20 protein-coding genes (1 of these 20 only partly in view) are annotated in these 13,164 nt (G+C 38.4%); 2 read left to right on the top strand and 18 right to left on the bottom strand.

Annotation, left to right across the window (positions count from 1 at the left end):
* Window positions 1-512, top strand: partial view of a polysaccharide deacetylase family sporulation protein PdaB gene (gene pdaB, locus ACU8YW_RS00870; RefSeq protein WP_000464700.1) — the 3' portion only. Its footprint begins 253 nt before the window's first position; only the last 512 of its 765 coding nucleotides appear in the window; its start codon lies off the left edge, out of view; its stop codon occupies window positions 510-512.
* Between the two features lie 127 nt (window positions 513-639).
* On the opposite strand, the gene kbaA is transcribed toward pdaB, so the two are convergent.
* Window positions 640-1,251: a KinB signaling pathway activation protein KbaA gene (gene kbaA, locus ACU8YW_RS00865; protein WP_098230821.1), complete on the bottom strand. Its 612-nt coding sequence runs from the start codon at window positions 1,249-1,251 to the stop codon at window positions 640-642.
* A 139-nt stretch (window positions 1,252-1,390) separates the two neighbouring features.
* On the opposite strand from kbaA, the gene gerD reads away from it, so the two are divergent.
* Window positions 1,391-2,008: a spore germination protein GerD gene (gerD, locus tag ACU8YW_RS00860; RefSeq protein WP_087983920.1), complete on the top strand. Its 618-nt coding sequence runs from the start codon at window positions 1,391-1,393 to the stop codon at window positions 2,006-2,008.
* A 56-nt stretch (window positions 2,009-2,064) separates the two neighbouring features.
* Here gerD and salA read toward each other — a convergent pair whose 3' ends face one another.
* The 17 genes from salA to ACU8YW_RS00775 all read right to left on the bottom strand — a co-directional run bounded on the left by salA (window position 2,065) and on the right by ACU8YW_RS00775 (window position 13,150).
* The gene (gene salA, locus ACU8YW_RS00855) at window positions 2,065-3,132 is read right to left on the bottom strand and encodes an iron-sulfur carrier protein/transcriptional regulator SalA (protein WP_000256609.1); all 1,068 of its coding nucleotides are present in this window, start codon (window positions 3,130-3,132) and stop codon (window positions 2,065-2,067) included.
* 143 nt (window positions 3,133-3,275) lie between these two features.
* Window positions 3,276-3,989: an N-acetylmuramoyl-L-alanine amidase CwlD gene (gene cwlD / locus ACU8YW_RS00850; protein ID WP_000822446.1), complete on the bottom strand. Its 714-nt coding sequence runs from the start codon at window positions 3,987-3,989 to the stop codon at window positions 3,276-3,278.
* Between the two features lie 66 nt (window positions 3,990-4,055).
* The gene (locus ACU8YW_RS00845) at window positions 4,056-4,484 is read right to left on the bottom strand and encodes a YbaK family protein (RefSeq protein WP_001101006.1); all 429 of its coding nucleotides are present in this window, start codon (window positions 4,482-4,484) and stop codon (window positions 4,056-4,058) included.
* 162 nt (window positions 4,485-4,646) lie between these two features.
* Window positions 4,647-5,039 (bottom strand): 30S ribosomal protein S9, encoded by a 393-nt coding sequence (gene rpsI / locus ACU8YW_RS00840; protein ID WP_000079986.1) that lies wholly within the window; start codon window positions 5,037-5,039, stop codon window positions 4,647-4,649.
* Between the two features lie 21 nt (window positions 5,040-5,060).
* Window positions 5,061-5,498, bottom strand: a complete 438-nt coding sequence (gene rplM, locus ACU8YW_RS00835) for a 50S ribosomal protein L13 (RefSeq protein WP_001260795.1) — start codon at window positions 5,496-5,498, stop codon at window positions 5,061-5,063.
* Window positions 5,499-5,650: 152 nt separating this feature from the next.
* Window positions 5,651-6,394, bottom strand: coding sequence for a tRNA pseudouridine(38-40) synthase TruA (gene truA, locus ACU8YW_RS00830; RefSeq protein WP_088061486.1), 744 nt, complete (start codon window positions 6,392-6,394; stop codon window positions 5,651-5,653).
* A gap of 14 nt (window positions 6,395-6,408) precedes the next feature.
* Window positions 6,409-7,203 (bottom strand): energy-coupling factor transporter transmembrane component T family protein, encoded by a 795-nt coding sequence (locus ACU8YW_RS00825; RefSeq protein ID WP_097890706.1) that lies wholly within the window; start codon window positions 7,201-7,203, stop codon window positions 6,409-6,411.
* Complete coding sequence (locus ACU8YW_RS00820; protein ID WP_000406519.1) at window positions 7,191-8,072, bottom strand: energy-coupling factor ABC transporter ATP-binding protein; 882 nt, start codon at window positions 8,070-8,072, stop codon at window positions 7,191-7,193. Before ACU8YW_RS00820 ends, ACU8YW_RS00825 begins: the two co-directional genes overlap by 13 nt.
* On the bottom strand, window positions 8,048-8,890 hold the full coding sequence (locus ACU8YW_RS00815) for an energy-coupling factor ABC transporter ATP-binding protein (protein ID WP_137035281.1): 843 nt from the start codon (window positions 8,888-8,890) through the stop codon (window positions 8,048-8,050). Before ACU8YW_RS00815 ends, ACU8YW_RS00820 begins: the two co-directional genes overlap by 25 nt.
* Before the next feature lie 103 nt (window positions 8,891-8,993).
* Entirely contained in the window at window positions 8,994-9,356 is a 363-nt protein-coding gene (gene rplQ, locus ACU8YW_RS00810; RefSeq protein ID WP_000331490.1) for a 50S ribosomal protein L17, read from the bottom strand.
* Window positions 9,357-9,391: 35 nt separating this feature from the next.
* Entirely contained in the window at window positions 9,392-10,336 is a 945-nt protein-coding gene (locus ACU8YW_RS00805) for a DNA-directed RNA polymerase subunit alpha (protein WP_000569644.1), read from the bottom strand.
* A 180-nt stretch (window positions 10,337-10,516) separates the two neighbouring features.
* Window positions 10,517-10,906, bottom strand: a complete 390-nt coding sequence (rpsK, locus tag ACU8YW_RS00800) for a 30S ribosomal protein S11 (RefSeq protein WP_000101797.1) — start codon at window positions 10,904-10,906, stop codon at window positions 10,517-10,519.
* Window positions 10,907-10,930: 24 nt separating this feature from the next.
* Window positions 10,931-11,296 carry a 30S ribosomal protein S13 gene (rpsM, locus tag ACU8YW_RS00795; RefSeq protein WP_000090790.1) on the bottom strand — a complete coding sequence of 122 codons (366 nt, stop codon included), beginning with the start codon at window positions 11,294-11,296 and terminating at the stop codon, window positions 10,931-10,933.
* 21 nt (window positions 11,297-11,317) lie between these two features.
* Window positions 11,318-11,431, bottom strand: a complete 114-nt coding sequence (gene rpmJ, locus ACU8YW_RS00790; protein ID WP_000868344.1) for a 50S ribosomal protein L36 — start codon at window positions 11,429-11,431, stop codon at window positions 11,318-11,320.
* A 35-nt stretch (window positions 11,432-11,466) separates the two neighbouring features.
* Window positions 11,467-11,685 (bottom strand): translation initiation factor IF-1, encoded by a 219-nt coding sequence (infA, locus tag ACU8YW_RS00785; RefSeq protein ID WP_001029884.1) that lies wholly within the window; start codon window positions 11,683-11,685, stop codon window positions 11,467-11,469.
* Window positions 11,686-11,753: 68 nt separating this feature from the next.
* Window positions 11,754-12,500 (bottom strand): type I methionyl aminopeptidase, encoded by a 747-nt coding sequence (gene map / locus ACU8YW_RS00780; RefSeq protein WP_000582534.1) that lies wholly within the window; start codon window positions 12,498-12,500, stop codon window positions 11,754-11,756.
* On the bottom strand, window positions 12,500-13,150 hold the full coding sequence (locus ACU8YW_RS00775) for an adenylate kinase (RefSeq protein ID WP_001048998.1): 651 nt from the start codon (window positions 13,148-13,150) through the stop codon (window positions 12,500-12,502). Before ACU8YW_RS00775 ends, map begins: the two co-directional genes overlap by 1 nt.
* Window positions 13,151-13,164 lie beyond the last annotated feature (14 nt).

The raw sequence follows: 13,164 nt of genomic DNA, 5'->3' as shown, positions 1-13,164 counted from the left end.
AGAATGCAACCTTCTTCGTTTCTGCTGCATGGGCAGAAAGACACCCTGATGTTGTTGAACGCATCATAAAAGATGGACATGAAATCGGTAGTATGGGCTATAATTACACGTCCTACACTTCTCTAGAGACAAATGAAATACGAAGAGATCTTTTACGAGCACAAGATGTTTTTACAAAACTTGGTGTGAAACAAGTCAAACTATTACGTCCACCTAGTGGAGACTTTAACAAAGCAACACTTAAAATAGCAGAATCACTCGGATACACCATCGTCCATTGGAGTAATAACTCAAACGACTGGAAAAACCCAGGTGTAAACAATATCGTTTCCAATGTCTCTACTAATTTAAAAGGTGGAGATATCGTCTTATTACATGCATCCGATTCTGCCCTTCAAACAAATAAAGCTTTACCACTGCTTCTACAAAAATTAAAGAGTGACGGATATGAGCAAATATCGGTATCACAACTTATTTCTAACACAAGTACAAAAAGTAAAGATGTAAGGTAATTCTTTTCCCTCGTGCCTTCACACATAAAAAGCTCTACTACCTATCATTAAGGTAGTAGAGCTTTTTTCATCCCGATATTTATATTCGTACAACCACCCTGCATAAAAACTCAAAAATCTCTCTTACTTAAGCCGACTTACTCGCCTTTCCAATTAAACGATGTAATATAAGTAACTGATATGCATTACATAATAAAAGTGGTATCACCATTAAATACAACCAATCTGTGTCATTAATACGAAGCGCTGGTACCCACTCAAGAATTGTTACAACAACCATAAAGAACAAAGCGGGCACAAATGCCTTTCTATTCGTTTCTTTACTTTTTATGTAAGCAACAATCGCCCCAAACACAAATAATACACCTGCAACAAGTATGTTATTCCCTAACGAAACTTCCCCATTTGCAATCAATATGGATCTTAAATACACGAAATCAAATAAAACGAATGCAATAAAGAAGAGCTGGACTGCATTCCATAAAGAAGGTGACCTGAACATCCCCAGTCCAAAACGATGGATTGTTAAATAGGCAAAGAACCCCATTTGACTTATAACACTAAAAATAAATCCTACACCCATCAACCAGAAGGAAACTGCTAAAATCTCCTTTCCGTCTAAATTTTGAAAAAATTTAGCGTACTTGTCCCACTCCAAAACAAACCCAATAATGACCGTGCTAATCCCACCTAGAAACAACGTCGTAAAAAACAGGCGTACCCACTTGCGGCTATTCACAACACATCCCCCATTATCCTTATATTTCTAATTAAATTGTATCAATGACAATTTCAAAAAGCTAGCCATGTTCATGTATAAATTCCTTAAAGATATTTATATTAAAAAGAGAGAACTGTGTTGAAAGGAGTTCCAACTTATGAAACGGATGCTGCTCGTTTTGACTTCTTCTTTTCTATTTCTTGTACTTGTAGCATGTGCACAAGGAAAAGAAGCAAAGTCCGAACTTGATTATGATCAAACGAAGAAAATGATTGTTGATATTTTAAAAACCGATCAAGGTAAGAAAGCCATTCAAGATGTGTTAACTGATGAAAAAATGAAACAAGCACTCATACTAGATGAAACAGTAGTAAAGAAAACGATTGAAGATGCAATGGTATCCGACAAAGGGCAACAATTCTGGGAAAAGCTCTTTAAAGACCCTGAGTTCTCATCGAAATTCGCTAAAAGTATGGGGAAAGAACAAACAACCTTAATGAAAACATTACTAAAAGACCCTGAATACCAAGCAGGCGTTATAGAAATTATGAAAAACCCTGAAGTAGAAAAAATAATGTTACAAACAATGAAGAGCAAAGAATACCGCCAATATTTACAACAAGTACTAACAGAAACTGCTGAAAGCCCACTCTTCCAAGCTAAGATGATTGATATTATTAGTAAAGGTGTACAAAAGGCCGAAAAAAGTGGATCTGATAAAAAAGAAGCAGGCGGTGAAGGTGGTTCCCAAGACGGTAAAAAGGAGCAACAGTAAAAATAATAATTATAATAATGAGTGGACAATATATGTATCGTCCACTCATTATTATTTTATTTTTGCGCGACAGCTATTTTATCAATTACTGTCTCAGCTATCGTACGATAAATAAGACCCGTCGTATGTGTATCTTCATATACCGAAGGCGCAAAGTCATCTTTATTCCAATCAGGTTGTTGAAGCGGGATTCGGCCAAGTACTTCTGTTTGAAGTTCTGTAGCTAATTTATCTCCTCCACCTCTTCCAAACACATATTCTTTTTCACCAGTTGTTTTACTTTCAAAATATGCCATATTTTCAACAACACCAAGAATACTATGTTCTGTACGTAAAGCCATGGCTCCAGCACGCGCTGCCACAAATGCCGCTGTTGGATGTGGCGTTGTTACAATAATCTCTTTACAAGCTGGCAACATTGAGTGTAAGTCTAGCGCAACATCACCTGTACCCGGTGGTAAATCTAAAACTAAATAGTCTAAATCGCCCCACTCTACTTCTGTAAAGAAGTGATTTAACATTTTCCCAAGCATAGGGCCTCTCCAAATAACCGGTGCATTATCTTCTACAAAGAATCCCATTGAAATTACCTTTACACCTAGACGCTCCACTGGAATGATTCTATCCCCTCTTACAACAGGACGTTTTTCTATCCCCATCATATCCGGTACGCTAAAACCATAAATATCAGCATCAATGATACCAACCTTTTTACCTAGACGAGCTAAAGCAATAGCAAGGTTAACAGAAACTGTTGATTTTCCGACTCCACCTTTTCCACTCGCCACTGCTAAAAATGTTGTTTTTGAATTTGGTGACAATAAAGATTCAGTTTGCTCTTCTTCCTGTTCCGGTGCAAACTGAGCTAATTCCTCTTCTGTAAATTCTGCAAAGCGAAGCCCTACTGTTGCTGCTCCTAGTTCTTTTACTAATTTTACAATTCCAGATTGCAATTGCATTTGTTCCGCTGTACCGGTTTTTACAATTGCAATTTTAACACTTACATGTTCCTTCTCAGGCTTAACTGTTACCTCTTTAATTGCACCTGTTTCTTTTAACGTTTTATGTAAAAACGGATCTACAATCCCTTCTAACGCTTCCACTACTTGCTCTTTCGTTACCATAGTTAGCCCAGCCCCCTGTATGAAAAATAACGTAATGTTAATTAAATTTATCTCTCTTTATTTTTGAAATAAATGCGTTTACATTTCCAGTATAACATATTTTCGGAAAACTTCGTTAACGGGAGAAACTCAAAAAATCCTCCTTATTCTGGAGGATTCCCTTTTTCCGTGAAATAACGTAATATACCACGATATACTGCAGCCGCTACCTTTTGCTGATATTTCTCCGAATTTAACATATACCTTTCGTTTACATTCGATAAAAAGCCAGCTTCAATTAGAGCACCTGGTGTTTTCGCATACTTCAATAAATACACATGAGAAATTGTTTTAGCAGAACGATTCGTATTCTCTAAACTCGTTCTCAATTCAGCTTGTATAAATTTCGCAGCACGTTCATTTTCAACCGAAGAACGATAGTAGAACGTTTGTGCGCCTTTCGATCCACTACTAGTTAAAGCATTTAAATGAATACTCGCAAAAAAGTCTACATCAGGCTTATTAATAATCTCTACACGCTTTTTTAGATCCTCTGCTTTACGTCTACTATATGATTTTGTATCTTTCTGAGCTAAATCATAATCTCCCTCACGTGTTAAAATAACTAGTGCACCTTGTTCTTGTAAATAATCTTGTACCTTCTTTGTAATTTCAAGCGTAATATCTTTTTCTATAATATCTTTTCCACCAACAGCCCCTCCGTCTGGCCCACCATGCCCAGCATCTAATACAATCACTTTCCCTGATAAGGGTAAATTCCAAGCTCGCCACGATTTTGTAATTTGAAATTCTTGTTTGACTAAAAAAAACAAAACAACCGCAGCGAGTGCAAAAGAGATAATTCGAATTCTCTTCATACCTTTCCTCCTCCAGCTAGTCCCTCTAATTACTTATATGGGACAAGAGGAAAGTTTATGCTTGTCTTAATGAAGCTTTAATCGATATCTTCTTTCACCTTTTTCATATCCTTCCTGCCACCATAAGCCGATAAACTGCTGGCAAGATTCAAAAAGTAATTCCTCATCTTGTAACTTAATTTCCCGCATAGTCATGCTCGTTAAAAATTGGAATAGTGTTTCCGTTAATTGTTGCTCTTCTTCTAAGGCTCTATATTTCACATCAAAGAATGATTCACCATAATAACCAAACTTACTGTATCTCGCTCCTAATAAATACGATTCTATCCCTAATTCAATACAGTAATCTTCATACTGACGATGAAGTTCCTGCATCTGAAAGGCATCCCTAATATTTGAACGTAATGTTTTTAATGATAATTCTCGCAGCATCTTCCGTTCATATTTCAACTGCTTTTCTTTTTGTTTTTCTTGTAAGCTGACAATGACATTCATAGTACTTATAAACCTCCCTAATACGTATTAGTCTAAACTTCTAAAGAAGAAGCATACGCGAGAGAATAGCACTAAAATATTCCAAACTACAAAAATTACAAAAGAGGAATGAAACATAAAAAAACCCCAACCAAAATGGTTGGGGTTTGTAGTTCGCAAAAATTAACGTTTTGAGAACTGAGGTGCACGACGTGCGCCTTTAAGACCGTATTTTTTACGCTCTTTCATACGTGCGTCACGAGTTAATAGACCTGCACGTTTTAGTGTTAGACGGTATTCTGGATCAGCTTTTAATAAAGCGCGAGAAATACCGTGACGAATAGCACCAGCTTGACCAGTGTATCCACCACCATTTACGTTTACAAGTACATCGTAGTTACCTAAAGTTTCTGTTGCAACTAGAGGTTGTTTCACTACTTCACGTAATGCAGCAAATGGGATATAGTTTTCAAAATCACGACCGTTAATGATAACGCGTCCTTCGCCTGGAACTAGGCGTACGCGCGCTACTGAACTCTTACGACGTCCAGTGCCATAGTATTGAACCTGTGCCAAAGTAAGCCCTCCTTTAATTGATTATCCGCGAAGTTCGTAAACTTCTGGTTTTTGTGCTTGGTGTGGATGCTCTGCTCCAGCATACACGTTTAATTTCTTAGATACTTGACGTCCTAAACGTCCTTTTGGAAGCATCCCTTTAATTGCAAGCTCTAACATTTGTACAGGGTAGTTTGTACGCATTTCTAGAGCTGTTCTTTGTTTAAGTCCACCTGGGTGGTTAGTGTGACGGTAGTAAATTTTATCGTTTAATTTATTACCTGTTAAATGAATTTTTTCAGCGTTAATAATAATTACATGATCACCCGTGTCAACGTGTGGTGTAAATGTAGGTTTGTTTTTACCGCGTAAAATAGATGCTACTTCAGTAGATAGGCGACCTAAAGTTTGACCTTCAGCATCAACCACATACCATTTACGCTCAACTTCGTTAGCTTTTGCCATAAAAGTCGTACGCATGTGTTTCCCTCCTCGTTATCTTTTCCATAGAAAAAATCTATTGTTTATCTTAAACACGATTTCCTTCCGGGGCTAATCGTGGTTTTAGAAACAATACCATATGTTATGATATACTTTTGAGTTTCTAATGTCAAGCAAATGTTACACCAGGATTAGTTGTTATAGTTTACCTGCCATAAGTAAAGTCCATGACCTGGAGCCATCTTTCCAGCAAACTGACGATTTTGTTTCGCTAAAATCTCTGGAATGCTATCAGGATCAAGCTTTCCTTGCCCTACGCTAAGTAACGTACCAACAATAATTCTGACCATATTATATAAAAATCCATTACCTACAAAACGAAAAATTAATTCATCGCCTTGCTCAATTAACTCAATTTCATAAATCGTTCGCACCTTATCTTTTTTGTCAGTTTTTGCCGAACAAAAAGAAGTGAAATCATGCGTTCCAATAAAATAAGGAATCGCCTTTCTTATAGAGCTTATTTCGAGCGGATATGGATATTGATATACGTAATTTCTACGGAATACATCCGCAGTCTTTGATAATAATACACGATAACGATATTCTTTTCTCTCGACACCGTAACGCGCATGAAATTCTTCTGTTTTTTTCTCTACCTGTCTGATAACAATATCATCTGGCAACATTGTGTTTAATGCATTACTCCATTGCCACTCTTCAAGCGACAACGGTGTATCAAAGTGTATGACTTGTCCTTTAGCGTGAACGGTAGAATCCGTTCTGCCCGATGCCTGAACACGAACAAGCGCTCCTTTATGCAATTTCTGCAAAGCTTTCTCAATCTCTTGTTGAACAGTACGATGCTGCGGCTGAATTTGATAACCACAAAAATGCATGCCATCATATGCAACCGTACATTTTATTCTATCCATTTCTCTATTCTCCATTACGATCGCACCCATGCCAAAATACAAGCTAAACAAAGTAAGCTTATTATCGTTAATGTATCACTTGTTTTCCAGCGTAGTTGCCTAAATTTAGTACGTCCTTCACCATTTTGATACCCACGTGCTTCCATAGCAATTGCTAAGTCCTCAGCACGCTTAAAAGCACTGATAAATAGAGGAACGAGTAGTGAGATAATAGCTTTCATCCTATCTTTTATCGGTCCTCCTGCGAAATCAATACCGCGTGAAGATTGTGCCTTCATTATTTTACTCGTTTCATCCATTAATGTCGGAATAAAACGAAGAGAAATTGACATCATTAATGCGATTTCATGAACAGGAACTTTTATACGTTTCAACGGCTTTAATAACGTCTCCAAACCATCTGTAATCTCAATAGGTGTCGTCGTTAACGTTAATAATGTCGTCATTAAAATAATAACGAAGAATCGTATAGAAATGTATATCCCTTGCTCTAATCCTTTTTCATGTATCGAAAACCAACCAAGCTGGAATAGTACTTCCCCTTCTTTATTTGTAAAAATATGCAGGAAAAATGTAAAAAGAAAAATCCATAGAATTGGTTTTAAGCCCGAAAGTACATAACGAATCGGCACTTTTGCAAAAAATAAAGCAATGAGTGCATATAAAAATAAAAATCCATATGAAATCGCATTATTTGCTAAGAAAACAACAAATACATATAAAAAGACAATCAGCAGCTTCGTACGTGGATCAAGTTGATGAATAAGAGACTTCCCTGGAATATATCTTCCAATAATCAACTGCTGCATGATTCATGACCACCTTTTCGTAACACCTGCACAACTTCATGAGTAAGATCCTCTAAAGATAAGGTAGCCTTTGGGATTGAAATGCCAAACTTCTCTTCAATTGCACGTTTATACTTTAAAGACATAGGAAGATCCACGCCAATTTTCTCTAGTTCATCAGCATGTGAAAATACTTCCTCTGCACTTCCTTGCAAAAAGACCGTTCCTTTATGCATGACTACAATCTGCTCCGCATACTTAGCAGCATCCTCCATATTATGTGTTACTAGGATAACTGTAAGACCTTTTTCCTTATGCAGCTTATAAAACATCTCCATAAGTTCATTCTGCCCTTTTGGATCTAGTCCTGCTGTAGGTTCATCTAATACAAGCACTTCGGGTTCCATCGCCAATACACCCGCTATCGCAACACGCCTCATTTGCCCACCACTTAACTCAAACGGTGAACGTGTTAACAGTTCTGGCTCTAACCCTACAAGTTCAATTGCCTCTCTTGCCTTTTGCTTCGCTTCTTCTACAGATACCCCAAAATTAGTAGGGCCGAAACAAATATCCTTCTCCACAGTCTCTTCAAACAACTGATGTTCTGGGAATTGAAAGACAACCCCTACCTTTTTACGTAGTGGCTTTAGCTTTTTTTCTTTCTTTCCTGCCGAAATGAAATGTTCACCAATTTGAACTGTGCCATTCGTCGGCTGCAATAAACCATTTAAATGTTGAATCATCGTCGACTTACCTGAACCAGTATGACCGATAATGGCATAATAGCCCCCACTTGGAAACGACACGTCTACATCATAAAGTGCGCGTCTTTCAAATGGAGTTTTATATTGATAACGATGTTCTACTTTTTGGAATGTAATCTCCAAAGTTCGTTCACCAAGCTTTCCATTGTAAGATGCGTATTTTGCAAGAGAATTTCATTTCTTTTTAATAATTCTGCTATTTTCACTGAAAATGGTACATCTAATCCAATTTCTTGGAGCATATGAGAGGACTTGAAGATTTGCTTTGGAGTCCCTTCCTCTAATATTTCTCCCTTGTTTAAAATAATGACACGATCTGATTGTGCCGCTTCTTCTAAATCGTGTGTAATTGATAACACGGTAATACCTTTTTGATTAACAAGTTGTCTAACCGTTTCTACTACTTCACGTCTCCCTTGAGGATCTAACATTGACGTTGCTTCATCTAATATCAAAATAGATGGCTGAAGTGCTAAAACGCCTGCTATTGCCACTCGCTGCTTTTGCCCACCAGATAACGAATGAGGTTCATCATTAAGAAAATCTTCCATACGGACAAGTTTGAGAGCCTGATTTAATCTTTCTACCATTTGCTCTCTTGGCATTCCGATATTCTCTAAGCCAAAAACAACGTCGTCTTGCACTGTCGTTCCAACAAATTGATTGTCTGGATTTTGAAATACCATCCCAATTTGTTTTCGAACATCCCATACCGTTTCCTCTGATAAAACCATTGTATCATTTACTGTAATAGTCCCTGCTTCCGGCAAAAACAAACCATTCAATAATTTTGCAAGTGTAGACTTCCCTGAACCGTTTTGTCCAATAACAGATACCCATTCTCCCTCATACAAGGCAAATGAAACATCTTTTAATGCATAAGTGGCTGCCCCAGGATATTGAAATGATATATTTTCTGTCCGAAGTTTCTCTTTTTTCAATACAAGGCACCCTTTCCTTCGCCAAGTTAGCCTATTTTTATATTTAAAAAAAAGGGCCATGACCAGTTTCTTGAAAAGAACTGTCCTGCCCTTTTAATTATCATTATACTAACTCGATAATTACCATTGGTGCTGCGTCTCCGCGACGTGGACCAATTTTTGCAATACGAGTGTATCCGCCTTGGCGCTCAGCATAGCGTGGAGCTACATCAGCGAATAATTTTTGAAGTGCATCTTGACCAGTCTCAGCGTTAGCTACTTCATTGCGAATGAAAGCTGCTGCTTGACGACGAGCGTGAAGATCTCCGCGTTTACCTAAAGTGATCATTTTTTCCACTACAGAACGAAGTTCTTTTGCACGAGTTTCTGTCGTTTGGATGCGCTCGTTGATAATTAAATCAGTAGCTAAATCACGTAACATAGCTTTACGTTGCGCACTTGTACGGCCTAATTTTCTGTATGCCATTCGTAGTTCCCTCCTTTGTTGATGGGTTTAAATCCTCAGTCGTCTTTACGTAAACCTAAACCTAATTCCTCAAGCTTATGTTTAACTTCTTCTAAGGATTTACGTCCTAAGTTACGAACTTTCATCATATCTTCTTCTGTTTTGTTCGCAAGCTCTTGTACAGTATTAATTCCTGCACGTTTTAGGCAATTATAAGAACGAACAGAAAGATCTAGTTCTTCGATAGTCATCTCAAGAACTTTCTCTTTTTGATCTTCTTCCTTCTCGACCATAATCTCAGCATTTTGTGCTTCATCAGTTAAACCAACAAAGATATTTAAATGCTCAGTTAAGATTTTGGCACCTAAAGAGATAGCTTCTTTTGGCCCGATGCTTCCATCCGTCCATACATCAAGCGTAAGCTTATCATAATTAGCCACTTGTCCGACACGTGTCTTTTCCACTTGGTAAGTCACACGTGATACTGGAGTATAAATAGAATCAATAGGAATTACTCCTATTGGTTGATCTTCGCTTTTATTTGCATCAGCTGGCGTATACCCACGGCCACGCTTTGCAGTTAAACGCATGCGGAAATGCGCATTTTTTGCTAACGTTGCAATGTGTAAATCTGGATTTAAGATTTCTACATCACTATCATGAGTAATATCAGCAGCTGTGACAATACCTTCGCCCTGCACATCAATTTCCAACGTCTTCTCTTCTTCAGAGTAGATTTTAAGAGCTAACTTTTTCAAGTTTAAGATGATCGTCGTAACGTCTTCTACTACGCCCTCAACTGTTGAAAATTCATGTAATACGCCATCGATTTGGATAGCAGTAACAGCGGCACCAGGGAGTGAGGATAAAAGAATACGACGTAAGGAGTTACCCAAAGTAGTACCATATCCACGCTCAAGCGGTTCAATTACGAATTTACCATATTTAGCATCTTCGTTAAGTTCAACCGTTTCGATTTTCGGCTTTTCGATTTCAATCATTAACTAAACCCTCCTTCAAAACGTCGAAACCCCGGTTAAACAAAGGGATACCCCCTGTCTAACCGAAAGTCCCCCTTAGGCAGTTCCCGATTGTGCACAACAAGCGATGTTTCTGTACGAAATTTCTCGATAATGCATCATATCCATTATAGACAAAAGGGAAAATTCTATACAGAAAAATTACACACGACGACGTTTTGGTGGACGACATCCATTATGAGGAACTGGAGTAACATCTCTAATTGCTGTTACTTCTAGACCTGCAGCTTGAAGAGCACGAATTGCAGCTTCACGACCAGCACCAGGACCTTTAACAGTAACCTCTAAAGTTTTTAAACCGTGCTCCATTGCAACTTTAGCAGCAGCTTCAGCAGCCATTTGCGCAGCGAATGGAGTAGACTTACGAGATCCACGGAAACCAAGTGCACCAGCACTAGACCAAGAAAGTGCGTTACCATGAGTATCTGTAAGTGTTACGATTGTGTTGTTGAAAGTAGAACGAATATGAGCTATACCAGCTTCAATATTCTTTTTCACACGTTTTTTACGAGTGTTTGTTTTACGTGCCATTGTTAGTTCAACCTCCTTTACTTATTATTTCTTTTTATTTGCTACTGTACGACGTGGACCTTTACGTGTACGAGCATTGTTTTTAGAGTTTTGACCACGAACTGGTAAACCACGACGGTGACGAAGACCACGGTAAGAACCGATCTCCATTAGACGTTTAATGTTAAGAGATACTTCACGACGAAGGTCTCCCTCAACTTTAATACGATCGATGATATCACGGATACGTCCTAGTTCGTCTTCCGTTAAATCACGAACTCGTGTTTCTGAAGAAATACCAGCTTCAGTTAGAATTTTTTCAGCAGTTGTGCGACCAATGCCGAATACGTAAGTTAAAGAAATAACAACGCGTTTGTCTCGAGGAATATCTACACCTGCGATACGTGCCATTCTGAATGCACCTCCTTCTGATTAACCTTGTTTTTGTTTATGTTTAGGGTTTTCACAAATAACCATTACTTTTCCACGTCTACGAATAACTTTACATTTTTCGCAGATTGGTTTAACTGACGGTCTTACTTTCATGTCTCGAACCTCCTTAAAGATTACGGAGTGCTATATTATTTAAAACGGTACGTAATACGACCACGATTTAAATCGTACGGAGATAATTCTACCGTAACTTTGTCTCCTGGTAAAATACGAATGAAGTTCATACGGATTTTACCAGAAACGTGAGCCAATACGACATGCCCATTCTCTAATTCTACTTTGAACATAGCATTTGGCAACGTTTCAAGAACGGTACCTTCGACTTCAATTACATCATCTTTAGCCATTCAATAGTTCTCCCTTCTTCAAATCAGTAACATTTTACACTGCTCTGAAATCCCGGAGAGCCAGCTACTTATAAAGTGGTAAGGATTTCGTATCCTGCTTCTGTAAGAGCAATCGTGTGCTCAAAGTGTGCACACCATTTACCATCTACCGTTACCACTGTCCAGTCATCAGATAGTGTTTTTACATATCGTCTTCCTTGATTCACCATCGGCTCAACACAGATGACCATTCCCGGCTTTAATCTAGGGCCTCTATTTGGTGGACCATAGTGCGGGATTTGAGGGTCCTCATGTAAGTCTTGCCCGATTCCGTGACCAACATACTCCCTAACGATCGAGAACCCATTCTCTTCAGCATGGGTTTGAACCGCATGTGAGATATTTGATAATCTTTCGCCTGGTTTTACTTGTTCTAGACCAAGATACAACGATTTTTCTGTGACATCAAGTAGCTTTTGAACAGATTCAGAAATGTTTCCAACTGGATACGTCCATGCAGAATCTCCATGGTACCCATTGTATTTCGCACCAATATCGATACTGATGATATCGCCCTCTTCGAGCTTGCGCTTCCCTGGAATTCCGTGTACAAGCTCTTCATTTACAGAAGCACATATGCTCCCCGGAAATCCGTTGTATCCTTTAAAAGATGGCGTAGCACCATATTTTTGAATCGTCTTTTCCGCTATTTGATCGAGCTCTTTCGTTGTAATTCCTGGAGTAATATGCTGTTTCAACTCTTGATGAGTTAAAGCAACGATCCTGCCAGCTTCTCGCATGATTTCTATCTCGCGAGGAGTTTTGCAGATGATCATTACGCTAAGCCTCCGATGAGAACATCGATATCAGCAAATACTTTATTGATATCTTGCTCACCATTAATGCTTTGTAAGTAACCAAGCTCCTCGTAGAAATCAAGCAAAGGTTTTGTTTGCTTAATATTTACATCTAAACGATTTGCCACAGTTTCTTCATTGTCATCAGAGCGTTGATATAATTCGCCACCACATTTATCGCACACATCAGCTTTTGCTGGTGGATTGAATTCTAAGTGGTAAGTCGCACCGCACTCTTTACAAATGCGACGGCCTGTAAGGCGTGTTAATAACAACCCTGAATCCACATTAATGTTTAAAACATAGTCGATTTTTTTACCAAGATCTTTCATAATCTCTTCAAGAGCTGATGCTTGTGCAACAGTTCGTGGGAAACCGTCTAGTAAGAAACCTCTTACGCAGTCTTCTTGACTTAAACGTTCACGAACGATTCCGATTGTAACTTCATCTGGAACAAGTGCACCTTTATCAATAAAAGATTTTGCTTGTAGACCCATTTCAGTTTCAGCCTTCATAGCTGCACGAAACATATCTCCTGTTGAAATGTGAGGGATGTTATACTTGGCAACAATCTGTTCGGCTTGTGTACCTTTACCAGCACCAGGAAGCCCCATTAAAATTAAGTTCATCCTTGTTCCCCCTC

The organism is Bacillus pretiosus, from assembly GCF_052947655.1.
This window is presented reverse-complemented; position numbering and strand designations above follow the sequence as displayed.

Excerpts from the sequence above, each read along its gene's own strand:
- gerD (WP_087983920.1), top strand. The coding sequence starts at position 1,391 with ATGAAACGGATGCTGCTCGTTTTGACTTCTTCTTTTCTATTTCTTGTA.
- salA (WP_000256609.1), bottom strand. The coding sequence starts at position 3,132 with ATGGTAACGAAAGAGCAAGTAGTGGAAGCGTTAGAAGGGATTGTAGAT.
- cwlD (WP_000822446.1), bottom strand. The coding sequence starts at position 3,989 with ATGAAGAGAATTCGAATTATCTCTTTTGCACTCGCTGCGGTTGTTTTG.
- ACU8YW_RS00845 (WP_001101006.1), bottom strand. The coding sequence starts at position 4,484 with ATGAATGTCATTGTCAGCTTACAAGAAAAACAAAAAGAAAAGCAGTTG.
- rplM (WP_001260795.1), bottom strand. The coding sequence starts at position 5,498 with ATGCGTACGACTTTTATGGCAAAAGCTAACGAAGTTGAGCGTAAATGG.
- truA (WP_088061486.1), bottom strand. The coding sequence starts at position 6,394 with ATGGATAGAATAAAATGTACGGTTGCATATGATGGCATGCATTTTTGT.
- ACU8YW_RS00825 (WP_097890706.1), bottom strand. The coding sequence starts at position 7,203 with ATGCAGCAGTTGATTATTGGAAGATATATTCCAGGGAAGTCTCTTATT.
- rplQ (WP_000331490.1), bottom strand. The coding sequence starts at position 9,356 with ATGGCATACAGAAAATTAGGCCGTACAAGTGCGCAACGTAAAGCTATG.
- ACU8YW_RS00805 (WP_000569644.1), bottom strand. The coding sequence starts at position 10,336 with ATGATTGAAATCGAAAAGCCGAAAATCGAAACGGTTGAACTTAACGAA.
- rpsK (WP_000101797.1), bottom strand. The coding sequence starts at position 10,906 with ATGGCACGTAAAACAAACACTCGTAAAAAACGTGTGAAAAAGAATATT.
- rpsM (WP_000090790.1), bottom strand. The coding sequence starts at position 11,296 with ATGGCACGTATCGCAGGTGTAGATATTCCTCGAGACAAACGCGTTGTT.
- rpmJ (WP_000868344.1), bottom strand. The coding sequence starts at position 11,431 with ATGAAAGTAAGACCGTCAGTTAAACCAATCTGCGAAAAATGTAAAGTT.
- infA (WP_001029884.1), bottom strand. The coding sequence starts at position 11,685 with ATGGCTAAAGATGATGTAATTGAAGTCGAAGGTACCGTTCTTGAAACG.
- map (WP_000582534.1), bottom strand. The coding sequence starts at position 12,500 with ATGATCATCTGCAAAACTCCTCGCGAGATAGAAATCATGCGAGAAGCT.
- ACU8YW_RS00775 (WP_001048998.1), bottom strand. The coding sequence starts at position 13,150 with ATGAACTTAATTTTAATGGGGCTTCCTGGTGCTGGTAAAGGTACACAA.